This window comes from Puniceispirillum sp. (SeqCode), assembly GCF_965657105.1.
GTDB lineage: Bacteria > Pseudomonadota > Alphaproteobacteria > Puniceispirillales > Puniceispirillaceae > Puniceispirillum.
The window spans coordinates 1-26698 of sequence record NZ_CBFHNB010000025.1; the positions used below are offsets into that span (position 1 = coordinate 1).

25 protein-coding genes are annotated in these 26698 nt (G+C 51.4%); 15 read left to right on the top strand and 10 right to left on the bottom strand.

All coding sequences use genetic code 11. The annotated features are described in order from the left end of the window. A partial coding sequence (gene secA, locus ACTF7Q_RS05045; protein ID WP_438996768.1) for a preprotein translocase subunit SecA occupies positions 1-2130 on the bottom strand: 2130 nt, incomplete at its 3' end. Between the two features lie 293 nt (positions 2131-2423). Here secA and ACTF7Q_RS05050 point away from each other — a divergent pair. The 3 genes from ACTF7Q_RS05050 to ACTF7Q_RS05060 are packed head-to-tail and all read left to right on the top strand — an operon-like array spanning position 2424 to position 4952. Further along, complete coding sequence (locus ACTF7Q_RS05050) at positions 2424-3260, top strand: peptidylprolyl isomerase (RefSeq protein ID WP_438996769.1); 837 nt, start codon at positions 2424-2426, stop codon at positions 3258-3260. Between the two features lie 50 nt (positions 3261-3310). Continuing rightward, positions 3311-4546, top strand: a complete 1236-nt coding sequence (gene argJ / locus ACTF7Q_RS05055) for a bifunctional glutamate N-acetyltransferase/amino-acid acetyltransferase ArgJ (RefSeq protein ID WP_438996770.1) — start codon at positions 3311-3313, stop codon at positions 4544-4546. A gap of 7 nt (positions 4547-4553) precedes the next feature. Further along, entirely contained in the window at positions 4554-4952 is a 399-nt protein-coding gene (locus ACTF7Q_RS05060; RefSeq protein WP_438996791.1) for a (deoxy)nucleoside triphosphate pyrophosphohydrolase, read from the top strand. On the opposite strand, the gene ACTF7Q_RS05065 is transcribed toward ACTF7Q_RS05060, so the two are convergent. Then, entirely contained in the window at positions 4953-5846 is an 894-nt protein-coding gene (locus ACTF7Q_RS05065; protein ID WP_438996771.1) for a methyltransferase domain-containing protein, read from the bottom strand. It lies immediately after the preceding gene. Between the two features lie 161 nt (positions 5847-6007). On the opposite strand from ACTF7Q_RS05065, the gene ACTF7Q_RS05070 reads away from it, so the two are divergent. From ACTF7Q_RS05070 to ACTF7Q_RS05080, 3 genes are read left to right on the top strand one after another with little or no spacing between them, the layout of a single operon-like run. After that, positions 6008-6724 (top strand): ComF family protein, encoded by a 717-nt coding sequence (locus tag ACTF7Q_RS05070; protein WP_438996772.1) that lies wholly within the window; start codon positions 6008-6010, stop codon positions 6722-6724. A gap of 41 nt (positions 6725-6765) precedes the next feature. Next, on the top strand, positions 6766-7029 hold the full coding sequence (gene grxC / locus ACTF7Q_RS05075; protein WP_438996773.1) for a glutaredoxin 3: 264 nt from the start codon (positions 6766-6768) through the stop codon (positions 7027-7029). After that, on the top strand, positions 7030-7890 hold the full coding sequence (locus tag ACTF7Q_RS05080) for a carbon-nitrogen hydrolase family protein (protein ID WP_438996774.1): 861 nt from the start codon (positions 7030-7032) through the stop codon (positions 7888-7890). A 44-nt stretch (positions 7891-7934) separates the two neighbouring features. Here ACTF7Q_RS05080 and ACTF7Q_RS05085 read toward each other — a convergent pair whose 3' ends face one another. From ACTF7Q_RS05085 to ACTF7Q_RS05100, 4 genes are read right to left on the bottom strand one after another with little or no spacing between them, the layout of a single operon-like run. Continuing rightward, a complete protein-coding gene (locus ACTF7Q_RS05085) occupies positions 7935-8891 on the bottom strand; it encodes an acetyl-CoA carboxylase carboxyltransferase subunit alpha (protein WP_438996775.1) in 957 nt (318 codons plus the stop codon). Positions 8892-8918: 27 nt separating this feature from the next. Next, positions 8919-9857 (bottom strand): tyrosine recombinase, encoded by a 939-nt coding sequence (locus ACTF7Q_RS05090; protein WP_438996776.1) that lies wholly within the window; start codon positions 9855-9857, stop codon positions 8919-8921. 58 nt (positions 9858-9915) lie between these two features. Then, complete coding sequence (locus tag ACTF7Q_RS05095; protein WP_438996777.1) at positions 9916-12063, bottom strand: hypothetical protein; 2148 nt, start codon at positions 12061-12063, stop codon at positions 9916-9918. Further along, entirely contained in the window at positions 12044-12181 is a 138-nt protein-coding gene (locus ACTF7Q_RS05100) for a hypothetical protein (protein ID WP_438996778.1), read from the bottom strand. The genes ACTF7Q_RS05095 and ACTF7Q_RS05100 overlap by 20 nt, the downstream gene beginning before the upstream one ends. A gap of 261 nt (positions 12182-12442) precedes the next feature. On the opposite strand from ACTF7Q_RS05100, the gene ACTF7Q_RS05105 reads away from it, so the two are divergent. Genes ACTF7Q_RS05105 through ACTF7Q_RS05120 form a run of 4 tightly spaced genes read left to right on the top strand, consistent with a single transcriptional unit; the run spans position 12443 to position 16064 of the window. Beyond that, entirely contained in the window at positions 12443-13081 is a 639-nt protein-coding gene (locus ACTF7Q_RS05105; RefSeq protein WP_438996779.1) for a shikimate kinase, read from the top strand. A gap of 7 nt (positions 13082-13088) precedes the next feature. Then, positions 13089-14204, top strand: a complete 1116-nt coding sequence (gene aroB / locus ACTF7Q_RS05110; protein ID WP_438996780.1) for a 3-dehydroquinate synthase — start codon at positions 13089-13091, stop codon at positions 14202-14204. An 11-nt stretch (positions 14205-14215) separates the two neighbouring features. Beyond that, complete coding sequence (locus ACTF7Q_RS05115) at positions 14216-15478, top strand: HlyC/CorC family transporter (protein ID WP_438996781.1); 1263 nt, start codon at positions 14216-14218, stop codon at positions 15476-15478. A 22-nt stretch (positions 15479-15500) separates the two neighbouring features. Further along, positions 15501-16064, top strand: coding sequence for a DUF2889 domain-containing protein (locus tag ACTF7Q_RS05120; protein ID WP_438996782.1), 564 nt, complete (start codon positions 15501-15503; stop codon positions 16062-16064). 11 nt (positions 16065-16075) lie between these two features. Here the strand turns inward: ACTF7Q_RS05120 and ACTF7Q_RS05125 are convergent, their stop codons facing one another. After that, entirely contained in the window at positions 16076-16336 is a 261-nt protein-coding gene (locus ACTF7Q_RS05125; RefSeq protein WP_438996783.1) for a BolA family protein, read from the bottom strand. Between the two features lie 63 nt (positions 16337-16399). On the opposite strand from ACTF7Q_RS05125, the gene ACTF7Q_RS05130 reads away from it, so the two are divergent. From ACTF7Q_RS05130 to cobT, 3 genes are read left to right on the top strand one after another with little or no spacing between them, the layout of a single operon-like run. Then, positions 16400-16975, top strand: a complete 576-nt coding sequence (locus ACTF7Q_RS05130) for a DnaJ domain-containing protein (protein WP_438996784.1) — start codon at positions 16400-16402, stop codon at positions 16973-16975. Between the two features lie 35 nt (positions 16976-17010). Next, positions 17011-18018: a cobaltochelatase subunit CobS gene (cobS, locus tag ACTF7Q_RS05135; protein WP_438996785.1), complete on the top strand. Its 1008-nt coding sequence runs from the start codon at positions 17011-17013 to the stop codon at positions 18016-18018. 42 nt (positions 18019-18060) lie between these two features. Next, positions 18061-19923 (top strand): cobaltochelatase subunit CobT, encoded by a 1863-nt coding sequence (gene cobT / locus ACTF7Q_RS05140; RefSeq protein WP_438996786.1) that lies wholly within the window; start codon positions 18061-18063, stop codon positions 19921-19923. A gap of 92 nt (positions 19924-20015) precedes the next feature. Here cobT and rpmB read toward each other — a convergent pair whose 3' ends face one another. Beyond that, positions 20016-20303: a 50S ribosomal protein L28 gene (gene rpmB, locus ACTF7Q_RS05145; RefSeq protein ID WP_013046775.1), complete on the bottom strand. Its 288-nt coding sequence runs from the start codon at positions 20301-20303 to the stop codon at positions 20016-20018. A gap of 221 nt (positions 20304-20524) precedes the next feature. On the opposite strand from rpmB, the gene ACTF7Q_RS05150 reads away from it, so the two are divergent. Beyond that, a complete protein-coding gene (locus ACTF7Q_RS05150; protein WP_438996787.1) occupies positions 20525-20890 on the top strand; it encodes a ribbon-helix-helix domain-containing protein in 366 nt (121 codons plus the stop codon). Here ACTF7Q_RS05150 and ACTF7Q_RS05155 read toward each other — a convergent pair. Further along, a complete protein-coding gene (locus ACTF7Q_RS05155; protein WP_438996788.1) occupies positions 20856-21941 on the bottom strand; it encodes a quinone-dependent dihydroorotate dehydrogenase in 1086 nt (361 codons plus the stop codon). The two genes, ACTF7Q_RS05150 and ACTF7Q_RS05155, sit on opposite strands and share 35 nt — an antisense overlap. Then, positions 21938-23581 (bottom strand): lysine--tRNA ligase, encoded by a 1644-nt coding sequence (locus tag ACTF7Q_RS05160; protein WP_438996789.1) that lies wholly within the window; start codon positions 23579-23581, stop codon positions 21938-21940. The genes ACTF7Q_RS05155 and ACTF7Q_RS05160 overlap by 4 nt, the downstream gene beginning before the upstream one ends. Positions 23582-23772: 191 nt before the next feature. Here ACTF7Q_RS05160 and ACTF7Q_RS05165 point away from each other — a divergent pair, with 191 nt between their 5' ends. After that, positions 23773-26586, top strand: coding sequence for an ATP-dependent DNA helicase (locus tag ACTF7Q_RS05165; protein WP_438996790.1), 2814 nt, complete (start codon positions 23773-23775; stop codon positions 26584-26586). Positions 26587-26698: the final 112 nt, after the last annotated feature.

The window sequence follows — 26698 nt, forward strand, 5'->3', positions numbered from 1 at the left end:
GGGCACGGTCAGACCAAGCACCCTCTGGGCATCAGCCGCCATCTGATCAGCATCCCATTGATCGTGATAACTACCTTGCGGAATGGCATTGGCAACAATTGTTGCAACCGCTTCACGCCGCATATCGCTGACAGTGTCCTGTACATCGGTGGCCCGCATGATTTCCTTGCGCTGGTCAAAAATAACACTGCGCTGATCATTCATCACATCATCATATTTCAACAGCTGTTTACGAATTTCAAAATTGCGCGCTTCGACTTTGGTCTGGGCTTTTTCAACCGCCTTGTTGATCCAGGGGTGAATGATCGCTTCACCTTCTTCAAGCCCCAGCTTTTGCAACATACCGTCCAGCTTTTCGGATCCGAAAATACGCATTAGATCATCCTGCAAAGACAAAAAGAATTTTGACGCGCCAGGATCACCTTGGCGGCCAGTACGGCCACGAAGCTGATTATCAATCCGCCGTGATTCATGCCGCTCGGTACAGATCACATAAAGGCCGCCAGCAGCAAGCGCTTCGGCTTTCAGCGCCTCAACCTCAGCCGTAATCGCTGTCGTATCTTTATCTGCTGAGGCGCTTTCTGGTTTGACCTCGGCAGCGATCCGCATTTCCAGATTACCACCAAGCTGAATATCCGTTCCACGACCTGCCATATTCGTTGCAATCGTCACTGCGCCAGGCACACCGGCCTGTGCAATAATCTTGGCTTCTTCTTCGTGAAAGCGTGCATTGAGAACCTGATGCTTAATTTTTTTGCTGGTCAATACTTTCGAAAGGGTTTCGGATTTTTCGATACTGATCGTCCCAACCAGAACGGGCTGGCCACGCGTCTGGCAATCAGTGATCAGATCAATCACGGCGGCGTCACGTTCATCACCGGTACGATAGACTTCGTCATCATGGTCAATACGCTGTATATCACGGTTGGTCGGTATCGCGGTCACATCCAGATTATAGATTTCAGAAAATTCGCCTGCCTCGGTCAAAGCAGTACCAGTCATGCCTGCCAGCTTTTCATACATGCGGAAATAATTCTGGAATGTAACCGATGCCAGAGTCTGATTCTCAGCCTGAATTTCAACCTTTTCTTTAGCCTCAATCGCCTGATGCAATCCATCGGAAAAGCGGCGCCCATCCATCGCGCGTCCGGTAAATTCGTCAATAATGACAACCTGTCCGGCTTTCAGCATATAATGCGTATCAAGCTGGAACAGCTTATGGGCTCTTAACGCCTGATTGACATGATGAAGCAATCCAACATTGTTGATATCGTATAATGTGCCTTCTTCAAATGCGCCTGCCGCCTTTAATAACGTTTCGGCATGTTCGATGCCATCTTCGGTCAGCGAGACAGAATTACCCTTTTCATCAAGGTCAAAATCATTTTCGATCAGATCCGGGATGATCGCATCGGCGATTGTGTATAGCGCGATATTGGTCTCGGCAGGCCCTGAAATAATCAGCGGGGTTCGCGCTTCGTCAATCAGGATCGAGTCAACCTCGTCAACAATGGCAAAGTGATGGTCACGCTGAACCATGTCCTCAAGCCGGAATTTCAGATTATCGCGCAAATAATCAAAGCCAAACTCATTATTGGTGCCATAGGTAATATCGGCATGATAGGCAGCACGTCGCGCATCATCATCAAGGCCCGCGACAATGCAGCCAACGCTCAGACCTAGTTTTTCATAAACCTTGCCCATCCAAGCCGCGTCACGCGATGCCAGATAATCATTAACCGTAACAACATGTACGCCCTTGCCATCAAGTGCATTCAAAAAACTCGCCAAGGTCGCAACAAGCGTTTTACCTTCACCTGTTTTCATTTCAGCAATCTGTCCATTATGGAGGGCTATACCACCCATAAGCTGAACATCGAAATGACGTTGGCCAAGGGCGCGTTTTGCCGCTTCGCGCACCAGCGCAAACGCTTCGGCCAGCAAACTTTCTTTATCAGCCCCCGCTTCGACTTGGGCGCGCAAATCTTGGGCTTTGGCTTTCAGACCAGCATCATCTAAGCCTTCAAAGTTTGTCTCAAGCGCATTAATCGCGTCAATCTGCGGCATGAAGCGCTTCACAGCTCGATCGTTCGAATTGCCAAACAAGCTTTTTGCCAATGAACCTAACATCTAAAATCCTCCAGCCAGGCGGCTGTTCTAAAATAGGCACGAGACCTAAACCAGGCTCTTTCGCACACTCATGGACATAGGCATAGACAGCCGTTTTGTCAATCAGAACGCCCTTTATAGCTCAATTAGAATCAAGTAGCTGTAAAGCTATGCTTGCAGTATCTTCTTGGCTTGGGTAACAATCTTTCTGTTGCCCTGACCGTGAGGTTTACAAAGCTTTTACGGTCACAGCGTCGCTGGTTTATAAAAGCCATTAGCCCAACGTTTAGAAAAACACTCAGAAGGTCTTTTCAATGCAAGTTATTCTCCGTTTATTTTGTGCGATTTCGATGCTTATTTTTGCCACTATGGCACATGCTGAAAATCGTATTTCAGTTGCCACTGTCAATGGTGAAACAATCTGGCTCGATCAGGTCATGAAGGCAGCCGAAGGATTACCCCCGGAATATCGCAACAAGCCAATGCAGGACTATTTTGGCGATATTGTAGCTGATATAATCGATACCAAGCTGGCCGCCAAGGCTGGAGTGGCGGCAAAAATTGCCGATGATCCGCTTGTTCAAGATGCCATGAAACTGGCTGGTGAGCGCATCTTGGCCGAAGCCTGGCTGGCCGTTACCGTGCGTGAAAAGATGACAGATGACGCCTTGCAACAGGCCTATGATACCTTTGTCGCTGATGAAGCATCACGTGAACAGATCACCGCATCACATATTCTGGTTGCCGCCGAAGACGAAGCTGTTGCCATCATCAAAAGCTTGAATGATGGTGCTGATTTTGCCGAAATCGCGAAAGAAAAATCAACTGGCCCTAGCGGTCCGAATGGTGGTGAGCTTGGCACCTTTGGCCGTGGCCAGATGGTTCCTGCGTTTGAAACCGCCGCTTTCGCGCTTCCGGCAGGAAGCTTTTCAGCAAAGCCAGTTCAAACCCAATTTGGCTGGCACGTGATTAAGGTCAGCGAAAAGGCTGTCAAACCTGCCCCATCTTTCGATGCTATGCGCGATCAGCTTGTCAACAGCCTGTCACGCCAGCATCTTGGCCGGGTTATCGAAGGCTTGCGTGCCGATCAAGCTATCGAATTACGCAGCTTTGAAGATGTCCGTACCGAAGTACAGGCCAAAGCCCAGTAACAACATTCAGGTGCGCCCTTTACGGCGCGCCTTTTCAAAGGTGAGTCTGCATGTCTATTTCTCCGTTGGCACCTGATAGTTTTCCAGACATGCCGTCAATTGGCGGCCTGACAATGGCAACCGCCGCCAGTGGTATGAAATATCAGGGGCGCGACGATATGCTGTTAATGCGGACTATAGCAGGCTGTCACTTTGCTGGTCTGTTTACCCAAAGCGATACAGCCGCCGCGCCGGTGCAATGGTGTCAGGATCGTCTGGCACAAGCCCTATGCCAGACCCGCCCAGCCGCAATTTTGACCAATGCTGGCAATGCTAATGCCTTTACTGGCGACAACGGGCATTTTGCCACCATGACCACGGCCGACGCGCTGGCGAAGGCGTGTCATATCGATAAAGATGCCATTCTACTGGCATCTACCGGTGTTATTGGCGAGCCATTGGATACTGATTGTCTGGCCGCCCAGTTTCCACATCTGTTGGCCGATGATACAGCCAGCTGGCATGATGCCGCCAAAGCCATTATGACCACCGATACCTTTGCTAAAGGCGCGACCAGCACCTGCCAGCTTGATGGCAAACAGATTACCATTTGTGGCATTGCCAAAGGCTCCGGCATGATCGCACCTGATATGGCCACAATGCTGGGCTATGTCGCAACTGACGCTGCGATCAGCCCCGATATGTTGCTTCATATTCTGCGCCGCGCAAACGCGAAAAGCTTCAACGCGATCACCGTCGATAGCGACACATCAACCAATGACAGCGTCTTTGCCATTGCCACCGGCGTTGCTGGTAATGATGAAATAACCAGCGAAACACATACTGATTTTGATCGCCTATATGACGCTATACAAGGTGTATTGGTTGATTTGGCTAAGCAGATTGTATGCGATGGTGACGGTGCACAAAAATTAATCACTATCGATATTCTGGGCGCTGACAACGATTCTGATGCCTATAAAATAGGCATGTCTGTCGCCAATTCACCACTGGTCAAAACAGCTGTTGCAGGCAGTGATGCCAATTGGGGGCGTATCGTCATGGCGGTTGGCAAAGCTGGCATGGGCATCGATCAAAATGTCATCGGCGTCCGCATTGGCGGCTTTGATGTTGCGGTGGCAGGTCAACGTGTCGACAATTTTGACGAAACGCCTGTTGCTGCTCATATGCAGGGATCCTCTATCGACATCGCGGTCTCGGTTGGCACCGGCTCTGGAACCGCACGGGTATATACATGTGATTTAACGCATGGATATATTTCGATCAATGCCGACTACCGAAGCTAACCCCCTTCTGCCGCTTGTGTTGGTCAGTGCGGTGGCACTGATCGATACTGATGGGCGTATATTACTGGCGCAACGCCCAGCACATAAAAGCATGGGCGGGCTATGGGAGTTTCCGGGCGGTAAAATCGAAACCGGCGAAAGCCCCGAAGCCGCCCTGATCCGTGAATTGCAGGAAGAGCTTGATATCAACACCAGCGAATCATGTCTGGCCCCGCTTAGCTTTGCCAGCCACGCCTATGATAATTTCCATCTATTGATGATGCTGTTTGCATGCCGCCGCTGGCATGGAAGCCCACGCCCTGTCGAAGGCGGGACGCTAAAATGGGTGCGACCAAACCAGCTTCGTGATTATCCGATGCCGCCTGCCGATATCCCGTTGATTCCAATGTTGCAGGATCTTTTGTAATCAGCCAGCCTCTGGATCCTGTTCTTCACTATTTAGCATATCGGCTAGTCGATGCGTGGCACTACCAGGACGTAGCGGTTTTTGCTGGCTTTCATGTGGCGCCCAGCCTGTCAGGGTAATGATTTCAAAACTGGCTGGAATGGTGCCATCATCATGGCCATATTCAGCCTGATAAATTTCGGCTGCGCGCATGAATAAAGCACGGCTGGTTGGCCGGCGCAGACGATCCATCAAGGCATTCTGTTCGCCCATCCCGCGTAGGTCAGCCATCAATCGGAACATGTTCGGATAGGTGATGGTCAGACGATCACTATCGGCAACCGGCAATGCCAGCCCAGCCCGCCCCAGCAACCCCCCAATATCGCGAATATCGGCCATCGGCGCACAACGCGGACTCAAGCCCCCGTCAATTTCACTTTCTGCCGCCGCCAAAGCGCTTCGTAATTCGGTCAGGCTGTTGCCGCCAAGCATGCTTAGCAATAACAGCCCATCAGGTTTCAACACCGCGCGCATCTGCGCCATAACACCTGGCAGATCATCAACCCAATGCATCGTCAGACATGAAAATACCGCGTCAAAACTGCTTGGCCTAAACGGCACTCTGTCTATGTCGCAGGCAATCGCTGCCCCATGCGCCAACGCATTGGTGGCAAATTTCGGCGACAAATCGGCATGGATGATTGTGCTAGTCTTGCCCAAATCGGCAAGATGCCGTGACAACACGCCATCATGACAGCCAAAATCAAGACAAAGATCAAAATCACGACGCACCAGTTCGAGCCGATCAATCACACGGATCGCTGCTTCCTCCTTTAAAAAGGAAAAATCAGCATAGTTGGTGGCGGCGCGATCACGATGATGGCGCAGGCTGGCTTTATCAAACAGGATCGGCATCGGCTGGTTCATGCCTTTGATGTAGTGACTTCAGCCAGAACTGCAACCCTATTTACCTGCCACGATGACCGCGTTAACCAGAATTTCACATTAATCCTTTAGGCTAGGAGAATATGAGACGCGAGAATATCAGTTATTAGAATATAAGACGGGGGGGCTTTATGGATTCAGGGCATTTGAATATCTGGTTCAACCAGCTAGCCAACATATTATTGCCGCATCTTTGTCCACATTGTCGAACATTTTGCGAAGGCGCGGGTCTATGCGCCGCTTGCTGGCAACGGCTAGAGCAGATTTCGACACCTTTTTGCAGTTGTTGTGGCCGCCCACTTCCATATGCTTTGCCCGACACCCGATGTGCCAGCTGCTGGGTCGCACCACCACCACTTGCCAGAATCCGTGCCGCCTGTCGCTATGATGATATCGCCAGCACTCTCGTCATCCGCTATAAACATGCTGATGCCCTGCATCTGACACCTTTACTGGCGCGGCTTGTGCGGCGGTTCTTTGATGAATTATCTGAGCCAAATCAGCTTGTGATCCCGATTCCGCTAGAACGACGCCGCTATTTCCGGCGGCGTTACAACCAGTCAGCCGAGCTGGCGCGTTATATGGCACCTGATAATTTTGCGCCTACTTTACTGATCCGCCACCGCAACACACCAAGCCAGGCTGGCAAAAATCGTCAGCAACGCAAAGATAATGTGCGCGGTGCTTTTGCCGTGCCAGCTCATCAGCAAGCTGTGCTTGCCAATCGCCCAATCATGCTGATTGATGATGTCTTGACCACAGGTGCAACTTTGTTCGAAGCGGCAAAAACCTTGCAAAAGGCTGGTGCTGGGTCAATATGTGGTTTGGTAATTGCACGCGTCAGCTAAGTCGTCAAACGCGCTTTATTTAAATGAGTAGGATACAGGAAATGGCCAAAATTGAAATTTACACACAGATGGGATGTGGCTATTGCGCCCGCGCGTTACGGCTTCTGCAAGCCAAAAATGTCCCTTTTGAGCAGATCGATGTATCGCTGAGCAGTGACTTACGCGACGAAATGACAAAGCGATCCGGAGGCCGTAACACCTCACCACAGATTTTTGTCGATGATGAACATATAGGTGATTCGGACGAAATTTTTGCACTCGATCGGGCAGGCCACCTCGATAAATTGCTTAAGCTTGAGTCGTAAATGCGTATCGCCGCCTTGCAATATTGTGCTGGTGCTACTGCCGATGTGACCTTTCCTGTCATCGAAGCGCTGATTGCACAGGCCGTTGCCAAACAGGTGGAGATGGTATGCCTGCCAGAAGCGGCCAGCTTTCTGCCTGTAAATCGTGAGACGTTGTTCCAGCTTGCCGAGCATACCCATGATAGTGCCAGCCTCAAACGTCTCCAGGCACAGGCCGCCACACATAAAATCTGGTTGCTTGTTGGCTCGATGCTGATGCGGACAGCCGTTGGCAAAAGCCCCATGAGTCAAAGTCATTTGGTCAATCAAAGTCATCTGGTTAATCGTGGGCATTTGATTGATCCAAGCGGTGCCATTACCGCGATCTATGACAAAATTCATATGTTCGATGCCAATGTTGCAGACGGACAGATTTATGAAGAATCTGCCTATTTTCAAGCTGGCGATCAGCCGGTTCTGGCGCAGGCTGATGATCTGAACATCGGCATGACGATCTGTTATGATCTGCGTTTTCCGCATCTATATCGCCAACTAGCGCGGGATGGGGCTGATGTGTTGATGGTGCCAGCCGCCTTTACCCAGAATAGCGGCAAGGCGCATTGGCATATTCTGTTACGCGCGCGGGCGATTGAAACAGGTTGTTATGTGGTCGCACCGGGGCAGATGGGCACACATGCTGATGGCCGCATCACCTATGGCCATAGTCTGATTGTAGCACCATGGGGTGAAATTATCGCCGAGGCACAGGATGGTGATGATGTCATTATAGCCGATATCGATAAAAGCCGGATTGAGTCAGCGCGCAAGGCCATTCCCGCGATCACAACGCATCCAATCTTAAAGCCGACCAAGCATACTTAGCCCAGCTGCCTTACTTTAGCCAAAACGGTTTAGGCAAAAAGGCCTTAGGCGAGGCCCTTATCGCCCATCAGCATATATTTTTGGGCACGATCAGCAATTAAGTCTTTGCTACTCATACCAGCCATTGATTTAAGCTGTTTTTCGAACGAATCACCCAATGCCGTAATCGCCATAGCCTGATCACGGTGCGCACCGCCAAGCGGTTCGGTCACAACATCATCAACAACACCAAGCTTTTGCATATAATCCGATGTAATACGCAGTGCTTCGGCCGCATCCTTGGCATGCTCGCCACTACGCCACAGGATCGACGCACATCCTTCGGGTGAAATCAGGCAATAGATCGCATGTTCAAACATGACAACGCGATTGCCCGCCGCCAATGCAATGGCGCCTCCCGAACCGCCCTCGCCGATAATCGCCGCCACCATTGGGGTTGGCAGACGCATACAAGCGCGGATCGATGTTGCGATCGCCTCGGCCTGACCCCGTTCTTCGGCACCACGCCCAGGATAGGCGCCAGCCGTATCAATAAAGCTTAGAACCGGCAAACCAAAGCGGCCAGCAAGTTCCATCAAGCGGGTTGCTTTGCGATATCCTTCGGGGCGCACCATACCAAAATTAGATTTGATACGTTCTTCGGTTGTGCTGCCTTTTTCGGTACCCATAACCATTACAGACTGGCCGCGGAAACGCGCCATACCCGCGATCACAGCATGATCTTCGGCATAGTTACGGTCACCAGAAAGCGGCGTGAAATCTTCGAATAACTGATCGACAATACCACGCATTTTCGGGCGTTCAGGATGCCGTGCAACCTGCACCTTGTCCCAGGCACCCAGCTTTTCATATGTCTGCTTGAGTTCACGTTCGATACGGGTCTGTAACTTGCCAATTTCGTCAGCGATATTAATGTTGCCATCAGTCGTCATATGGCGGAGCTCTTCAACCTTGCCTTCAAGGCTGGCAATAGGTTTCTCAAAATCAAGAAAATGTCGCATCATGAATCCTATAAAGTGTAATTAATATTAACTATCTTGCGTCTTTGTGGCAAGGGGATGTGCGCTAGCCACCAGACCAGCAAGCCGGTCGGGGCGTGTCGCCGTATAAATCTGTGTGGTTGTAATGTCAGCATGACCAAGTAGCGTTTGCAGACTTCGTAAATCAGCACCTCGATTGAGCATATGTGTTGCAAAAGAATGACGCAGCACATGCGGACTAACCCGATCAGGGTTGATTCCGGCAGCCAGTGCCACTGTTTTCAACAAGCTGGCAAATTGATGACGCGTCATTGGCCCATCCCCCATGGGAAACAGATAATCAGACATCAGTGCTGCCGCATTGCGATCGCGTATCTCGATCCAATATTGTACCGCGGCTTTGGCCGCATCCCCTAGCGGCACCACACGTTCACGGCCACCTTTGCCGGTCACCAGCAGGCTTTCAGGATTCCGCCGAAACTGGGCAACCTGAAGCTTGACAACTTCGCTGACCCGCAGGCCAGTGGCGTAAAATATTTCCAAAATAGCCCGCGCCCGTACCGCCGCCCATTCAGGTTCAAGGGCGTTGGCCGCTTTCAATAAGGCAATCACCTCGTTCTCAGTCAGGCTTTTGGGCGCTGGTGCTGGCACTGACGGGCTGTCGATCCAGCGCATAGGATTATCGGTGCGGATATTATCTTCGACCAGCCAGCCCATGAATTGCCGCAAGGCGCTAAGCCGCCGGGCAACCGAACGTGCCGTCAAACGACGCAGATGCCAAGCGTGAATAGCCTGTCGCAAATCATCAACGGTTGCATTATGTAATGTTTTATCAATTCCGTGCATAATGGTCGCGGCATCATTCAAATCACGCCGATAGGCCGCCAGCGTATTCGCCGCCGACGCGCGGTCAGCCGATAGGGCCTGCAAAAATCCCTCGATATGAATATTATCTTCAGGATTGATTAATGCGGTTTTACCCAACATGTCACCCCCGCTTTTGATCCGGATGTCATGCTTCACACCCTATGGTCTGGCTGATTGATCAACCTGCATCTGCATCCTGTTCATTAGCCACAAATTGCGCCATCAGATGCGCCCTAGCGATTTCACGCATCAGGCTCATCGCGACTTTATCCTGTCCAACATCGCGTAGATACTGGATAACAAGACCAGCATCAACTGGGTCGATATTGGTGAAGTCTGTCGATTGTAGTAACCAGCTTGCCAGCAGGATAGTTTCGGCAACCCGTTTCTTTGCGGCCGCCTCGCCACAGGCGCGCAATAGAATAGGTGATAATTTTTCACGGCTATAAGCTGTATGCGTTCCGCTTTGAAGCAGGTCAAACCAGGATATATCAGGAGCATCGATACCCGCAGCGTGCAAAAGCGGTTGCAGATGCCATATATCAAGCGTCTGCATCAAATCAGCATCCCATACGTCACCTGCATTCAATGTCAGCAAGGTGCGAATATGATCGGCGATCGGGTTGCTAGCCTCGAGTATCGCAGGCACCGTCCCCGGATCAGCCAAGGCCAGCAGAACATCGATATCAGCCAGCACGGCCTCATCAGGCATGGTCACGGTTGGCACAGTAATAGCCACATTATCAGTCATACTTGCATTATCATTCGCATTGTCATTTGCCCCGGGCGATGTCAGCGTTGCATTATTGTCCAAAACCACATCGACAAGTGCCGTAGCGCTCGTTTGAGATTGCATAACCTCAAGCGCATTGATGGACAGCTCGGCATAAAGCGGCAACATCAGACTGCCATTGCCGGCCGCTATCTCGCGTTTCATCGCCGCCACGATCAAACCAAAAACCGCATTGCTTTCATCAACATCAAGCGCGCGCCATGCCATGGCCGAGGTCAGCGCGCTAACCTCGCTATCAAGACGGGCAATTGCTGATTGCGGGTTATCTTCACTAGCACCAGCACTGCGCCATAATTTGCCCGCTTCGCGCGGCGACACAAGACCACGTTGCAACCCATCATAGGTCGAAACCATTCGCGCATCATCGCTTAGATAACGAAGCGTGGTGATCGTCTGTGCCATTTGCGGCGGCATGATGGCGATCCCTTCAATCGGAATCGGACGATGCAGGGCTTCCATCAGAACAATATGAATTGTTTCCAGCGTTGTTGGGTCGATATCTTCAAACACAGTGCCGGTAAATAACTCGTCAACCAGCCCCATAAAGGTCGGATCACCCATGCCAGTCGCCGCCAGCACATCAGCAGCAAACCGCGCTGAACTCATATCACCCTGAACCGCATCACAGATAACTTTCGCCTGATGCCAGAACGGATCCAGCGTCATAGCAATCTGCGCCGCTACTGTGGCACAGGCAATGTCATCACGCCGGCTCATAAGATGATGTTCGACAAGCCAGCGTTTCCAGCTTGCCCATTTTTCATTATCAGGCAATTGTTCGACAAGCACCGCTAGATCGTCTGAACGGCCAGCGCGTGCCAGCCATGCCAAACGCGCGCGCACCAGATCGCCAGCGATCATATTTGCGCCCATTGGCGGCACAGATTGTCGAGCCACAACATCATAGGCCAAAGCCGATAAGCTTGGTGACTGGTTGGCGACGGCGCCATTTTCAAGCAGAAAAGCCGCATTCTTGGCCGGCGTTCCGCGCCAGATCAGACTATCGAGAGTGCTATTCTGGGGGGCTGAATCACTGACACCAATCGCAGCCAGCCCAATATCGGAAATCTTACGCCGACCAAGCTTGGCACTGCCATAGGCGGCACTGGTGCTTTCCAACGTCTGAATTTCGGCCAACGTCTGAATTTCGGCATCAAGCGGGGCATCTTTTGTGGAGTCGGCTGTGGTATCTTGCGTCACCATGACATCCATTTGCGTGTCCAGTTGCGCGGTCACGGGGCTCGAGATTTTCCGGCTATCAGCATCAGCAGCTAATGACGGCACAAGCGCGACACCCGTATCAGCATCATCGGATAATGTTTGTGACGGGTCATAAATAATGACCTCGCTTTGATTGTCGCCAGCCAGCACCGATGCGGTGCCAAGCGAAATCAAATCCAGCGGCTTGGGTGAACCGGCGCTGTTATTATCCTGCGCCAAAGTCTGAAGTGACGCCAACGACATCATCGATAAAGTCAGCGCAACCAATACCCCTATCGTAACGACAGGCTGACTATTTCGGAAGATTTTCATTCGGAATAACCTTATTAACAACAACTGTAGGTGCCGGAATCTGCCACCCTGACAGGGCAATCAATCCAGCTGACGCCAGTCCGATGAAGAAAATCAAAAAAATTACAATTCGTATCATATTATCTCCAACCGCATAGGTTAAGACTGTCTGCTCACTGTCCCGCAACCCAATATCATATAATCTGATATCCAGTAATAAGGTATCTATTGCCAGATTATGTCGTTAATAGGGCAAATTTTCTACACTATTGTACTTTTGACCTGCATATACAGCAAAACTATGTCATTAAAAGCCAATGATAAAGCTGGTGCTATCGCTATGCTTGGCCTATTCCCCTCGACCAGAACTGGGCGTATAATAAAGACTATGGAACAAAAAATGCAAAAGCCGCAGGGCATGGCAGGATCGTTGACGCAAAGCTATAACGCCCCCCCAATCACACGGCCTATCGCTTTGGTCGGTTTGATGGGATGTGGTAAGTCAATGGTTGGGCGCAATCTGGCCGCCATGTTCCAGATACCTTTTGCCGATAGCGATACCGCCATCGAACGTGCGGCCGGTGTGACCGTTGCCGATATTTTTGATCTTGCAGGCGAGGCCAAATTCCGGGAGATGGAATATCGTGAAATCGAAATTTTGCTAGGCGGCACCCCCGCCGTCATCGCCACTGGTGGCGGTGCCTTTTGCCAGTCAGATACAGCGTCTTTATTGCGTGATAAAGCGCTGGTTGTTTGGTTGAAAGCCAAACCCGAAACATTGCTGTCCCGGATCGGCAATATAGATAGCCGCCCGCTTTTGCATAGCAAACATAACCAGAAGCAAGGCAGTGAAACACCCATTGAAATTCTGACCCGCCTGAATGAGGTCAGGACCCCTTTTTACGAGCAGGCACATCTGCAAGTGAACACTGACGGCCTGAGCAAACGGCAAGCTGCTTTAAAAGTCATGAATGCCATTACCGACAAGCTGGCCATCATAAATACGTCAACCATCTCAAACACACCTAAGGGCACATAGGGTCGATATGCAGACTATCTCACAGCTTACAGTTGGCCTTGGTGACCGCGCTTATGACATCACCATCGGGCCTGGTCTGCTGGAACAGGCAGGCGATATTCTCGGCCCGATAGCCGCCGACCGGCATATTATCATTATCAGCGATGAACATGTCGCCGCTTTGCACCTTGCTTCGCTTCAGACCAGCCTGAGCAAAACTGCGCGCAAGATCGACGCTTTGACTGTGCCCGCAGGCGAAGCCAGTAAATCGATGCCTGTTCTAGCGCGGCTACTGGATGATATTCTGGCACTTGGCGTTGAACGGTCGATTCTTATCATCGCGTTCGGCGGCGGTGTTATTGGGGATCTGGTAGGCTTTGCGGCGGCGAGCCTTTTGCGCGGTGTTGATTTTGTGCAGATACCCACATCGCTATTAGCACAGGTCGATAGCTCGGTTGGGGGCAAAACCGGCGTCAATGCGGCCAAAGGCAAAAATTTGATCGGTGCCTTTTATCAACCCAAAGCCGTGCTTGCCGATACGGCACTTCTGGCCAGCTTGCCAGCACGCGAATTACGCGCCGGTTTTGCCGAAGTGATTAAATATGGATTGCTTGGCGATCGTGACTTTTTCGAATGGCTGGAGGCCAATGGCAACAATGTGCTGGCGCTAGATGATGCGGCAATTGCGCATGCTGTCTATACGTCTTGTGCCGCCAAAGCGCGCATTGTCGAGGCCGATGAACGCGAAGCTGGTCAGCGCGCCTTGCTCAATCTTGGTCATACCTTTGCTCATGCCTTTGAGGCCGAAGCCCAATATGATGGCCGTCTGCTGCATGGCGAAGCTGTTGCCGCCGGTATGGGGCTTGCTTTTGACCTATCAGTTGCGCTTAATATTTGTAATGGACAGGATGCTGGCCGTTGCAAAGCCTTGCTAGAAGCAAGTGGATTGCCAAGCGGATTATCAAATCTACCAGCCGGACTTGCATCAGCAGACACCCTGCTTGGTCATATGAAACATGATAAAAAGGTCAAAGATGGCACTATGCATTTTGTTCTTGTAAGATCGATTGGCGATGCTTTTGTTAGTGCTGATGTATCGCCTGAAACCGTTCTGGCCTTATTGGAGTTAGCCCCCTTGCGATGAGCGATAGTGTGATGAGCGATAGTTTATGGACTATCTCGGCCTTGATTATAATTCTGATTCTGGCGTCGGCATTCTTTTCCAGTGCCGAAACCGCCTTGACCGCCGCCTCGGATGCGCGGATGCGCCAGCTGGCGACCAAAGGGAATAAGAATGCAAAAATTGTTGAAGCTTTGCGGGCAGATCGCGAAGGTCTGATTGGGGCGATCCTGATTGGTAATAATGCGGTCAACGTGCTGGCATCGGCGATTGCCACATCCCTTTTCATCACCCTTTTTGGTGAGGCTGGCCTGCTATGGGCAACAATAACCATGACTGTGCTGTTGGTTGTGTTTGCCGAAGTGATGCCAAAGACATATGCCCTGACCTATGCTGATCGTTATGCGCTGACCATCGCACCGGTGATCCGCATTGTGGTGCTGGCACTAAGCCCGTTGGCGCTTGCCATTCGCTGGCTTGCGTCAATAACAATCCGCGCCAATTCGGATGAGGATACAGATCGTGAAGAGGAATTAAGAGGACTGATCGAACTGCATGGTGCTGATGGTGACGATGATGATCGCGAAACCCAGGCGATGCTGTCGTCAATCCTTGATCTGAATGAGTTAACCGTCGAACAGATCATGACGCACCGTGGCAGTGTCAGCATGATCAATGCCGAAGATGATCTTGATGATATTTTGCGCCGGGTTCTGGAATCACCACATACACGCCATCCGGTCTTTGCTGGCACATCTGACAATATTATCGGCGTTCTGCATGTAAAGGACCTGCTACGCTCAATCGGTCATCTTGGCGAAAATGTAAGTGAAAACGGCAATGGCAACAAATTTGTTCAGGATATTGCCAGCCCAGCCTATTTCATTCCCGAAACAACCTTGCTGTTTGATCAGTTACAATCATTCCGGAGCCGGCGCGAACATTTTGCCGTTGTGGTTGACGAATATGGCGATTTCCGTGGCATTGTCACATTGGAAGATATTCTCGAAGAAATCGTTGGTGACATTGATGACGAGCATGATATCGATTTGCCTGGCCTGACCCCACAGGCGGATGGATCATGGCTGGTCGATGGCAGTGTGACAATCCGCGATCTGAACCGTGCGCTTGGCTGGCAATTGCCAGATGAGGACGCTTCGACATTAGCTGGACTTGTGCTGTTTGAAAGCCGCACAATCCCGATGCCTGGTCAGGAATTCCGGTTTCACAATATCCGTTTCCGTGTGGTCAAGCGAGATGGCAACCGGATCACAAGTCTGCGGCTATGGTCACATTAAACAGATATAGATAGGGTAGGGCATGACATCAATTTATGACAGCAATCGCCCCACAAGCCTAAGCGCACCTGTTGCGCGCGAAAAACGGCATCAGCGCAAGATCACCGTAAACGGGTTTTTACGTGCCGACGGGCTATATGATATCGAAGCCGAACTGACCGATCATAAGACCTATTCTTTCCCAAGTGATTTTCGCGGCGAGGTAACGCCTGAGCAGCCTGTGCATCACATGCATGTTCGCATCACTATCAATAATGATCTGGTCATTCAAACAGCCGAAGCGGTGACGCTGGCAGGCCCATATGAAATTTGTCCGGTAGCAAATGATGTGTTTGCCGATCTGGCGGGTTTACAGATCGGTCCCGGATGGCGGCGCCGAATGATGGCCGCCATCGGAGGTCGGCATGGCTGTACGCATATCACCGAACTTATGGGGCCCGTAGCAACAATCGCCTTTCAAACCCGCTATGGCGAAGAAGCCCGTCAGCGTCGTGAAACCGGACAGCTTAGTGACAAAGACACACAACGCGCTAATGCGGCTTTACGTAATAGCTGTGTTGGCTATGCCGATGATCCAGCGTCATAAAGCGGGCGCGGCTAGCTAGCTGACAGATGCATTTCCAGCGCGTGAATCCCGTTTGCCAGCTCATCGGCAAGCAGACTGTTAACCATTCGATGCTGCTGCACACGATTTTTGCCAGCAAATTGCGGTGACGTTATGGTCACTTTGAAATGCGTTTCACCTCCTTCGCGCCAGCCACCATGCCCCGCATGTTCATGACTGACGTCTAAAACTTCGATAAAATCAGCCTGCAAAGCAGTTTTCAATTTGGCAGCTATGGCATCGGCTTTGGTCATGTGCTATCTCCAATGGGGGGATGTCTTGATTGGCGTTTTTGTTGGTTTATACTGGATACTATTATGACACGTTCCTCTATACCAGATATCAATCTGCCTGACGATGATGAGTCTGCACATACGCGAAGATGTGCGGCAGATGGCTGCATGCAAGAAGGCATTCACCGGGCGCCAAAATCCCGCAACGCCTTGCGAGATTATATATGGTTCTGTCTGGATCACGTGCGCGCCTATAACCGTGCTTGGAATTATTATGAAGGTTTGCAAGGGGCAGCGCTCGAAGCCGAAATACGCCGCGCCACAACCTGGGAACGTCCAAGCTGGAAATTTGCCACCGGCCAGCCTTCGGATCAGGTATTTGATGATGTTATGGGGCTGTTCGATTTTGAAAATCGTGATGGCACCAAATCCACGCGCCAACTAAGTAAAGAAGAAAGACAGGCATGGCGGGTGATACAATTAGAGCCCGTTGATGATATTGAAATCGTAAAGCGTCAATACAAGCAATTGGCCAAGAAAAACCACCCTGATAAAAATAGGGGTGACGCGGGTGCCGAAGAACGGCTAAAAGATATTAATCTGGCCTATGCGCTTATTTGTAAATCTATTGAAAGTAGCGGCAAACCCGCCGCACAATAAATACCCTATTATTTTGTCCAGGAGTGAACCCCGCCATGTCAAATGAGTCAAAAATCGTGTCTGCATCTGCACATCCCCTGGCCGCGCCAGATATCACTGTGAATGCGCGTGATGTGTTCGGTATCGATGTTGACATGCAGGTTCCTGCGTTTAGCCAAGGGTCGGACTATGTGCCGGTCAAGGATGAAACCTATCAATTTGATACAGATACGACGTTAGCCATTCTGGCTGGTTTTGGTTTTAACCGCCGGGTCATGATTCAGGGCTATCATGGTACTGGTAAATCAACCCATATCGAACAGGTTGCCGCACGGCTGAACTGGCCATGTATTCGCGTCAATCTAGACAGCCATATCAGTCGCATTGATCTCATCGGTAAAGATGCGATTGTGCTTCGTGATGGCAAGCAGGTTACCGAATTTCGCGAGGGTATTCTGCCCTGGGCATTGCAGAATCCAGTGGCGCTTGTATTTGACGAATATGATGCTGGCCGTGCCGATGTGATGTTCGTGATTCAGCGGGTGCTGGAAGTTGATGGCAAGCTGACCTTGCTGGATAGTAACAAGGTGATTCATCCGCATCCTCATTTTCGCCTGTTCGCCACCGCCAATACCGTTGGCCTAGGTGATACAACTGGTCTTTATCATGGCACCCAGCAGATCAATCAGGGGCAGATGGATCGCTGGTCGATTGTCTCGACATTGAACTATCTGCCACATGAGGATGAAGTCGGCATCGTCAAAGCCAAATTACCCGAATATGCCGATGCCAAAGGCAGTGAAACTCTGAACAAGATGGTGCGTATGGCCGATCTGACCCGCAAAGGCTTTATGTCAGGCGATCTATCGACAGTTATGTCGCCACGTACGGTGATCACCTGGGCCGAGAACACAAGCATTTTTGGTGATATGACATTGGCTTTCCGGCTGAGCTTTTTGAATAAATGCGATGAAATTGAGCGTCCTACCGTGGCCGAATATTATCAGCGTTGCTTTGGCATTGATTTGCCTGAAGCACCTGTCCGGCAGGCCAATGCAAGCTAGTTATTTTTCTATCTCTCATGGATTCAATAGTCAGGACGTATCATGCCGGATCACGATCCCAAATTTGATAAGGAAGCCGAATTTCTGAAATCCAATGCCGCGGCCTTGCGGGCGGTGGCAGGTATCAAGGAATGTCAGGTTACCTATGCAGGCACCGATACGCATGTCGGCAAGGATGATGTGCGCCTGCCCGCCTTGCCTCCAACAGCCACAGCCGCCCAGAAAGCAAGCCTGCGGGGCGCTGCCGATGGCGCGGCTTTGTGGCTTGCCCATCATGATCCGAAGACACATAAGAAACATTGTCCGAATCCTGATGGCGCGCGTGCTATTTTCGAATCAGCCGAGCGCGCCCGCGTCGAAGCCATTGGCGCAAACGATCTTGCAGGCGTTGGTGCCAATCTAACCGCCGCCTTGAACCAACGATATGAAACCCGCCAGATCGAAGCGCCAGGCAGTGCTGATGAAGCTGGTATCGCCGAAGTTGTTCGCCTGTTACTGCGCGAAGAGCTGACTGGCGCACCGCCACCGCAGACGTTATCTATGGTGATGGATTTATGGCGACCATGGATAAAAACACGGGCTGGTGATCTGCTGGATCAACTAGAAGCCACTATTGACGATCAAAGCCAGTTTGCCGAAATCTCACGACGTCTGATAGGCGCTTTAGAAACCGATCTTGGTGATGCGTCTTCAAACCCAGATGATGATGCCGACGAAGGCAGCGATGAAGATGATAGTGGCGACAGCCAAAGCGATCAGGATGGCGAGCAGTCAGCTGTTGGCGAAGACCAATCCGAAGGTGAAGATAGCCAGTCCATGGATGATGCTGGTGATTCCGGTTCGTCGCAAGAGGGCGAAATGGGCGAAGCCGACGGCGCCGAAGAAGGCATGTCCGATGGCGATTCAGCAAATTCAGATATGACGGGCCATAATGCCAATCGCGGCACTGCCGATGAAAGCTATCGTACATTTGAAACCAAGTTTGACGAAATTGTATCAGCTGCCGATCTATGCGATCCAGAAGAACTTGATCGGCTTCGTACAATGCTAGACCGCCATATGGAAAATGTGACATCGGTGGTTGGCAAGCTGGCCAACCGGCTACAGCGTAAATTAATGGCACATCAGAACCGGTCTTGGGATTTTGATCTTGAAGAAGGCATTCTGGATGCGGCGAAATTGCATCGGGTTGTAACCCAGCCTCTGAGCGCCCTATCCTATAAACAGGAACAGGATACCAAATTCCGCGATACGGTTGTGACCTTGTTGCTGGATAATTCTGGCTCGATGCGCGGACGCCCGATCACGATTGCCGCCGTTACCGCCGATATTCTGGCACGCACACTCGAACGTTGTGGTGTAAAGGTCGAAATTCTAGGCTTTACCACGCGTGCCTGGAAAGGTGGCCAGTCACGTGAGTTATGGCAACAGGCGGGTAAACCAGCCGCACCAGGCCGCCTGAATGATCTGCGCCATATTATTTACAAGCCAGCTGATGTGCCTTGGCGGCGGGCGCGCAAATCACTGGGATTGATGTTGCGCGAAGGCATTTTGAAAGAAAATATCGATGGCGAAGCCCTATTATGGGCGCATGAGCGTTTGCTTGGCCGCAACGAAGACCGCCGAATCATGCTGGTCATTTCCGATGGTGCCCCGGTTGATGATTCCACCTTGTCGGTTAATAGCGGCAGTTATCTGGAGCGGCATCTGCGCGAGGTCATTTCCTATATTGAAGGGCGATCACCGATTGAATTGCTGGCCATCGGCATCGGCCATGACGTCACCCGCTATTATCGGCGTGCGGTCACGATTACTGATGTCGATCAGCTTGGCGGTGCCGTTGTTGGTCAGCTTACCGACCTGTTTGACGAGGACACGGCACGGCGCGGCAAAAAAGTCGCCTAACCAGTTTATAGTAAATACCAGTTTATAGTAAATTTAATCCCCAAAGCAAAACCCCGCCAAAAGCGGGGTTTGCGTTTCATAGTCAGATAAAGCTATGACTTAGCTTGAACAGCCATCATTTCGCGTTTCAGCGAACGTGCTTCATCGGCCAGTTCCGAATTACGTGCTTGCATCAAAAACGCATCAATACCACCATGCTTTTCAACCGTACGAATAGCACTGGTTGAAATACGCAGGCTGATTTTACGATCAAGGATTTCGCTTTGCATGCTGGCCTGCTGAAGGTTCGGAAGGAACCGGCGACGCGTGCGGTTGTTAGCGTGACTGACATTGTTACCAGCCATAACAGTTTTACCAGTGATTTGACAGCGTTTAGCCATGATAAGCCTCGGTATTTTTCAAATAAGGTCAAAGCGACGTGCATAATCACGCCAAAGTGATGCGTGGGTATAGGCTAGCTATGCCCTAACGTCAAGTATCAAAACAAATCAGTCGCATTCACTAGACGATATTTTGATTGCCGCGCTTAGCTTTTTATTAATCCTTTTAGTCTAAGATTATTCAAAGAAATAATCCAAATAGGCAATAGCGGTAAGATCACATGATACAAAAGCGACAAAAACGAAATATACGGCTAGCACATCTACGCACCACAATTGTTCTGGAACCCTATATCTGGGATTGTATTTCGGATATTCTGCGACGCGAAACCATTGATCTGGATTCCTTTTGCCAGGAAATCGATAAACGCCGGCAATTTTCCAGCCTTGCCTCGTCAATGCGGATTGTCACGTTATTCTATTTCAGGCTTTTGGCGACATCATATGAAAATAGCTTGAAAAAACATAAGTCTGGGCCTGCTATTCTATCAGCACCAAAGACCGCAAAAAGCCCGACAGATCATGTTATAAGCGACAATCTTAAATCAGCCTTCAGCCGGTTTGCGCGCAACGAAAAGCGTGTCTGATAGCCGCTTGTGGATCAGGTATTGTGCCACATATTGCGGCAACGGTGCTGACGCCATCCTTGTCTAGCAAGGCGGTAAGTTCATGCAAAATACGGCTGGCAATCAATGGCCCGTCCAGTGCCAGCCCTGAATAAAGCTGGACAAGATCAGCACCAACCAGAATTTTGGCATAGGCCTGCCATCCATGCGCAACGCCGCCAACACCAATAACGCCTATGCGGCCTTTACCAAGCTGTGCGATTCGCGCCAGAACATCCGTTGCCATGGTAAATAAAGGCTGCCCAGAAAGGCCGCCAGCCTGGGATGCCTGCCGATCCCGCAAACTGTCAGGGCGGCTTATTGTGGTATTAGTCGCAATAATACCATGAACCCCAGCCGATACGCATTGATCGACAATCAACTCAAGGTCAGCCTGTTCAAGATCAGGAGCAATTTTCAAAAATAGAGGGCGTGTTACACCAGCTTCCTGCATGCCCATCCGCGCCGCATCAAGCAAGGCGGCCAAATGTTCCTGAGTCTGCAAATCGCGCAAACCCGGCGTATTAGGTGAGGAAATATTCAAGGTCACATAATCGGCAAAACGGGCAAGACAAGCCACCGCTACCCGATAATCATCGGTGGGGTTTGGGCTGGTCTTATTTGCACCGACATTGACACCCAAAATGCCTGTATAGTCACGCACGCGTGCCAGATTTGCCGCCGCAACTTCCATACCCTGACTGTTAAACCCATAGCGGTTAATAACCGCTGCATCCTTGGACAAGCGAAACACCCGTGGCTTTGGGTTTCCGGGCTGGGCAAGCGGGGTGATTGTACCGACCTCGACATGACCAAAACCAAGCTCCATCGCACCCTTGTAACAGGCCGCATTTTTATCAAAACCAGCCGCAACCCCTAATGGGTTAGCAAAATCGAGACCGGCCATAGACACGGGCAAAGACGGCACATTAGGGCGCGGGCCAATATTGGCTTGTAATGTTTTGACCGCCGCCACATGCGCCGCTTCAGGTGGCAATAGACGGGCGGCAGATGCGGCAAGACGCCAAATCAATGGGCGTCCCCTGCAGATGTCTGATCCACTGGTTTGCCAGCCAAGGTGCCAGCCAATGTGCCAGCCAGCGCATCATTGATCAGCTGTAGCGATTTATCACGTCCATAAAGCGCAAAAAATGAACCCATGCGTGGCCCTTCGGACTGACCAAGCAAAACTTCGTAAAGACAAACAACCCAACTCCGCAGATTTTCATATCCAGCCTGTTTACCTGTTGCATAAACCGCTGATTGGATATCTTCGGCAGGCGCATCATCAGGCAATTCCCGAATGGCATCGGCCAGCGCTTGAATATATGCGCTTTCGGAATCGCTAGGCAGACGATAGGTTTTTGTTGGCCTAATCATATCCTGATAATAATTCACCGCATAGCCAATCATACGGTCAAGAGCCGGATGTGTATCAGCACTGACCCCTTCGGCATAGTCGCTTACATAAGCCCACACCACCGATGGATCCTCGGCATGGCACACCGCCGCCAGATTCAACAGCAAAGTAAAGGTTACCGGCAGGGTGGCGACTTCAGGAACGCCACTATGGATATGCCAGACTGGATTTTCGACCTGTGCCGCGACATCCTGTTCGGTGATCTTGCCAAGATGCTGGTAATATTCATCAACAGTCTTTGGGATCACATCAAAATGCAGGCGTTTCGCACGTTTTGGCTGGGCATACATGAATAATGACAGTGCTTCGGGACTGCCATAACGAAGCCACTCGTCAATCGACAGGCCATTGCCTTTTGACTTGGAAATTTTTTCACCATTCGCATCAAGAAACAGCTCATAGGTCAGACCGGCAGGCGGAATGGCACCAAGGGCGCGCACAATCTTGGATGATTGCGTAACCGAGTCCGTAAGATCCTTGCCATTCATTTCATAATCAACACCCAGCGCATACCACCGCATCGCCCAGTCACATTTCCATTGTAATTTACAATGGCCGCCTGTCACCAGACTGGTCTGTTCAGCCCCGGTTTCGGGATGCAGATAGGTGATGCTGTCATTCGCCACATCCTGGGCAATCACTTTGGCTTGCAGAACCCGACCTGTATCAGGACATATCGGAAAGAACGGGCTGTAGGTGGCCTGACGTTCTGCCCCCAATGTTGGCAACATGATCTTCATAATATCATCATAATGCGCCAGCATATCACGAAGCGCATCGTCAAACATGCCGGATGTATAACAATCAGTCGAGCTGACAAATTCATAGTCAAAGCCAAAAGAGTCAAGAAATGTCTGTAAGGCTTGATTATTGTGTGCCCCAAAGGATGACGCGGTGCCAAACGGGTCTTTCACCTTGGTCAACGGCATATGCAGATAGGGCTCTAACTGTTCGGGATTCGGAATATTATCGGGAATCTTGCGAAACCCATCAAGGTCATCAGAAAAGCAAATCAGGCGGGTTGTGGCACCTGTAAGGGTTTCAAAAGCATACCGCACCATACTGGTACGAACCACCTCGCCAAAAGTGCCAATATGCGGCAGGCCAGATGGGCCATAACCAGTTTCAAAAATGACGCTATCCTTTTTGGCGCCGCCCATTTTATCCAACCGTTTCGCCAGCATCACGGCTTCGGCAAACGGCCAGGCTTTGGCATTGCGGGCAATATCCATCATTTCATTCATATTAGTCATCAGATGCTCTTTTTAACATAGCGTCACCAGCACTGTGAGGACGCAATCAAACTGTCGCCAAGCTAGGCAAAGCCTTGAGCAAGGTCAAGCGCGATCACATCGCCTGACAATGGGATAAAATGCGGTTTTCACGCCTATCTATCCCCACGAGGCTAGATTGTAACGGCCGAGCGGTCTATATCAATAGAGTCATGCAGGATATCTTCTCGTCAAATCCCACAGAAATTCCCGAATTACATAGTGCGCCTGTGTTCTATCCGCATGGATCACATCTGATCTGGATTTCGGATAATGGCGAGATTGCCGAGCTGGATCGCACCGCGTTAAGCCATAAGCTTACGCAAAAAACAGTGCTGTTGTGCCATCGCCGCTGGAGTAGTGCCCGGGCAGGCACGGAGATCACCCGCGCGCTTGATATTATGGAATTATTCGCTTTTGTGCGGCCTGCGCGTTTTTGTCTGCCAACGCCTGTCGGACTTGCCTCGCAATTGGGGCTAGCACGGCCACAAAGTGGTGATGCCATGGCGGCGCTTTTGCCACAGATTGCCTTTATGCTGCTCGATGAGCTTGCCAGCGCCCCCGCACCAGCGCGAAAGGAAGCAGGTGAAATCGCCGCCATGATGACAGCTGGAGGCTGGACATGGGGGCCTATTGTGTTGTCGCATCTGGGCTTACCACCCCAGAAGCCAGAGCCACCCGACGGACGCAATGCGGCCATTTGGAATCGGCTACCCGAATATACCGATTATACGCCACAGATTGACCCAGGCACGCAACCTGTTTTGCCTGATGCCGCGCGCGAACGGCTTCAAGATATGCTGGGGGACAGCGCAGAAATGCGTGAAAGCCAGTCCGATTATGCCGCCGCCATCGCCGCCAGCTTTGACCGGCCAGATGCCGGCCCCGCGCCGACATTGGTACTGGCTGAAGCGGGCACCGGCACAGGCAAGACATTAGGATATCTGGCACCCGCATCCTTATGGGCCGAAAAAAATGGCGCCGCCGTATGGATTTCGACTTATACACGCACGCTTCAGCATCAGATAGCGGCAGAGCTGACGCGTCTATATCCGAATGCCGAAACGCATGCACAAAAGGTTGTCTTGCGCAAAGGCCGGGAAAATTATCTATGCCTGCTTAATCTGGAAGAAGCCCTAGGAACCATGCCTGGGCAACCACGTAACGCCACCGCGTTGGGCTTGATGGCGCGCTGGGCGGGGGCAACAAGTGACGGCGATCTGACAGGTGCCAGCTTTCCCGCATGGTTGATGGATTTGCTAGGACGCGCACAGACGGTTGGGCTGGCTGATCGGCGCGGTGAATGCGTGCATGCTGCCTGTGCACATTATAATAAATGTTTTGTTGAAAAATCGACCCGTAGCGCCAAACGCGCCGATATTGTTGTCACCAATCATGCGCTGGTGATGATCCATGCCGCCTATGCCAGCAATGATGACCGGCGACGGCCTACACGCTATGTATTTGACGAGGGGCATCACGTATTTGACGCGGCTGACAGTGCCTTTTCAGCCTATCTGAGCGCTGGTGAAACTGCCGAATTACGACATTGGATACGCGGTGCTGAAGATGGGCGGCGCGGACGTGCACGTGGATTGAAACGCCGGCTTGAAGATCTGATTGCCGGCGACGATGTGGCAAAGGCCGACCTTGAAGCCGCCCTTGAATTTGCCCGTGACCTACCAGGTCAGGGCTGGCAAAAGCGCTTATCAGCCTTTCAGCCAATGGGGCCAGCCGAGACCTTTTTCATGCATGTGCGCAACAGTCTATATGCGCGCGCGGCTGACCCTGAAAGCCAGTATGATCTGCAAAGCGAACTGCATCCGGCGACGGATGATTTATTGACATCCGCCAATGAATTTGCCGATCGACTGCACCATCTGCTGGTGCCGCTTAACAATCTGGCAAAGCGACTCAAAGCCTTGCTTGATGATAATGTCGATGAGCTGGATAGCGCCACACGCGCACGAATCGAAGGCGCTATTCGCGGTTTAGAGCTACGCGCGGCTGGGCCGGTAAATGCCTGGCAGCTGATGCTAGGTGATGTGCGCGATGGCCAGCGTGATGGCTTTGTTGACTGGTTGCAGATTGACCGGATCGAAGGTCAGGATCGAGATGTTGGCTATGCCCGCCATTGGCTTGATCCCACCATTCCCTTTACCGCTGAGGTGCTGGATGGGGCACATGGGGTGGCAATCACGTCGGCAACCTTGCAGGATTATGCCCAACCCAAACGCAGCCAGGCCGAAAAGGAAGCCAAAACAAAAGACACCGCCACTAACAACGCGGTTGCCGCCGATGGCTGGGCTTCGGCCTTGGCGCTGACGGGGGCGGCGCATCTGGCACATCCGACATTACGGGCAGCTTTCAGCTCGCCTTTTGATTATGCCAATCAGACACGTATTTTTGTTGTCAATGATGTGGTGCGTGACCGCCCCTCGGCTACGGCGGCGGCAATGGCTGGTTTGATGCAGGCATCAGGCGGCGGCGCCTTGGGGCTATTTACAGCGGTGCGGCGGCTAAAAGCCGTACATCCAGACCTGTTGGCGCGGCTAGAGGCAGCGGATCTTCCCCTCTATGCCCAGCATATCGACAAGATGAATTTGCAAACCCTGTTGCAGATGTTCCGCGAAGAAGCCGAATCATGCTTGCTAGGCACTGATGCCGTGCGTGATGGTATTGATGTGCCTGGGGCGGCATTGCGGATGATCGTGTTTGACCGCATGCCATGGCCGCGCAGTGACCTGTTATTTCAGGCGCGCGCTAAATGGCAAGGCCGCGATGCCTGGACCGAACGGCTAGCACGATTGAAGCTACGTCAGGCCTTTGGCCGGCTGATTCGCCGTGATAATGATCGTGGTGTTTTCGTGATGCTCGATAGCCGCCTGCCAACCCGCCTGACAACCGCCTTTCCGCCTGATGTCGAAGTGCAACGTGTCGGTCTTGCCGAAGCTATCGCCCGCACCAGGGATTTTTTGGGAGAGTGACAATTAATAATTTAGCCAAGCGGTAAACTACGTTGCGCAACCCCTTGTCCCCTTGCAACACTTGGTGTTTTGAATGTCTTACCATCTAATATTTCTTGAACCGACAAAATTT

Bases quoted from the DNA above. Each gene is read 5' to 3' on its own strand.
- ACTF7Q_RS05165 (WP_438996790.1), top strand. From the start codon at position 23,773: ATGCAGGATATCTTCTCGTCAAATCCCACAGAAATTCCCGAATTACAT.
- ACTF7Q_RS05090 (WP_438996776.1), bottom strand. From the start codon at position 9,857: ATGTTGGGTAAAACCGCATTAATCAATCCTGAAGATAATATTCATATC.
- rpmB (WP_013046775.1), bottom strand. From the start codon at position 20,303: ATGGCTAAACGCTGTCAAATCACTGGTAAAACTGTTATGGCTGGTAAC.
- ACTF7Q_RS05150 (WP_438996787.1), top strand. From the start codon at position 20,525: ATGATACAAAAGCGACAAAAACGAAATATACGGCTAGCACATCTACGC.
- ACTF7Q_RS05120 (WP_438996782.1), top strand. From the start codon at position 15,501: ATGACATCAATTTATGACAGCAATCGCCCCACAAGCCTAAGCGCACCT.
- cobS (WP_438996785.1), top strand. From the start codon at position 17,011: ATGTCAAATGAGTCAAAAATCGTGTCTGCATCTGCACATCCCCTGGCC.
- ACTF7Q_RS05130 (WP_438996784.1), top strand. From the start codon at position 16,400: ATGACACGTTCCTCTATACCAGATATCAATCTGCCTGACGATGATGAG.
- aroB (WP_438996780.1), top strand. From the start codon at position 13,089: ATGCAGACTATCTCACAGCTTACAGTTGGCCTTGGTGACCGCGCTTAT.
- ACTF7Q_RS05100 (WP_438996778.1), bottom strand. From the start codon at position 12,181: ATGATACGAATTGTAATTTTTTTGATTTTCTTCATCGGACTGGCGTCA.
- cobT (WP_438996786.1), top strand. From the start codon at position 18,061: ATGCCGGATCACGATCCCAAATTTGATAAGGAAGCCGAATTTCTGAAA.
- grxC (WP_438996773.1), top strand. From the start codon at position 6,766: ATGGCCAAAATTGAAATTTACACACAGATGGGATGTGGCTATTGCGCC.
- ACTF7Q_RS05105 (WP_438996779.1), top strand. From the start codon at position 12,443: ATGCAAAAGCCGCAGGGCATGGCAGGATCGTTGACGCAAAGCTATAAC.
- argJ (WP_438996770.1), top strand. From the start codon at position 3,311: ATGTCTATTTCTCCGTTGGCACCTGATAGTTTTCCAGACATGCCGTCA.
- ACTF7Q_RS05070 (WP_438996772.1), top strand. From the start codon at position 6,008: ATGGATTCAGGGCATTTGAATATCTGGTTCAACCAGCTAGCCAACATA.
- ACTF7Q_RS05095 (WP_438996777.1), bottom strand. From the start codon at position 12,063: ATGAAAATCTTCCGAAATAGTCAGCCTGTCGTTACGATAGGGGTATTG.
- ACTF7Q_RS05160 (WP_438996789.1), bottom strand. From the start codon at position 23,581: ATGACTAATATGAATGAAATGATGGATATTGCCCGCAATGCCAAAGCC.
- ACTF7Q_RS05065 (WP_438996771.1), bottom strand. From the start codon at position 5,846: ATGCCGATCCTGTTTGATAAAGCCAGCCTGCGCCATCATCGTGATCGC.
- ACTF7Q_RS05115 (WP_438996781.1), top strand. From the start codon at position 14,216: ATGAGCGATAGTTTATGGACTATCTCGGCCTTGATTATAATTCTGATT.
- ACTF7Q_RS05085 (WP_438996775.1), bottom strand. From the start codon at position 8,891: ATGCGACATTTTCTTGATTTTGAGAAACCTATTGCCAGCCTTGAAGGC.
- ACTF7Q_RS05050 (WP_438996769.1), top strand. From the start codon at position 2,424: ATGCAAGTTATTCTCCGTTTATTTTGTGCGATTTCGATGCTTATTTTT.
- ACTF7Q_RS05125 (WP_438996783.1), bottom strand. From the start codon at position 16,336: ATGACCAAAGCCGATGCCATAGCTGCCAAATTGAAAACTGCTTTGCAG.
- ACTF7Q_RS05080 (WP_438996774.1), top strand. From the start codon at position 7,030: ATGCGTATCGCCGCCTTGCAATATTGTGCTGGTGCTACTGCCGATGTG.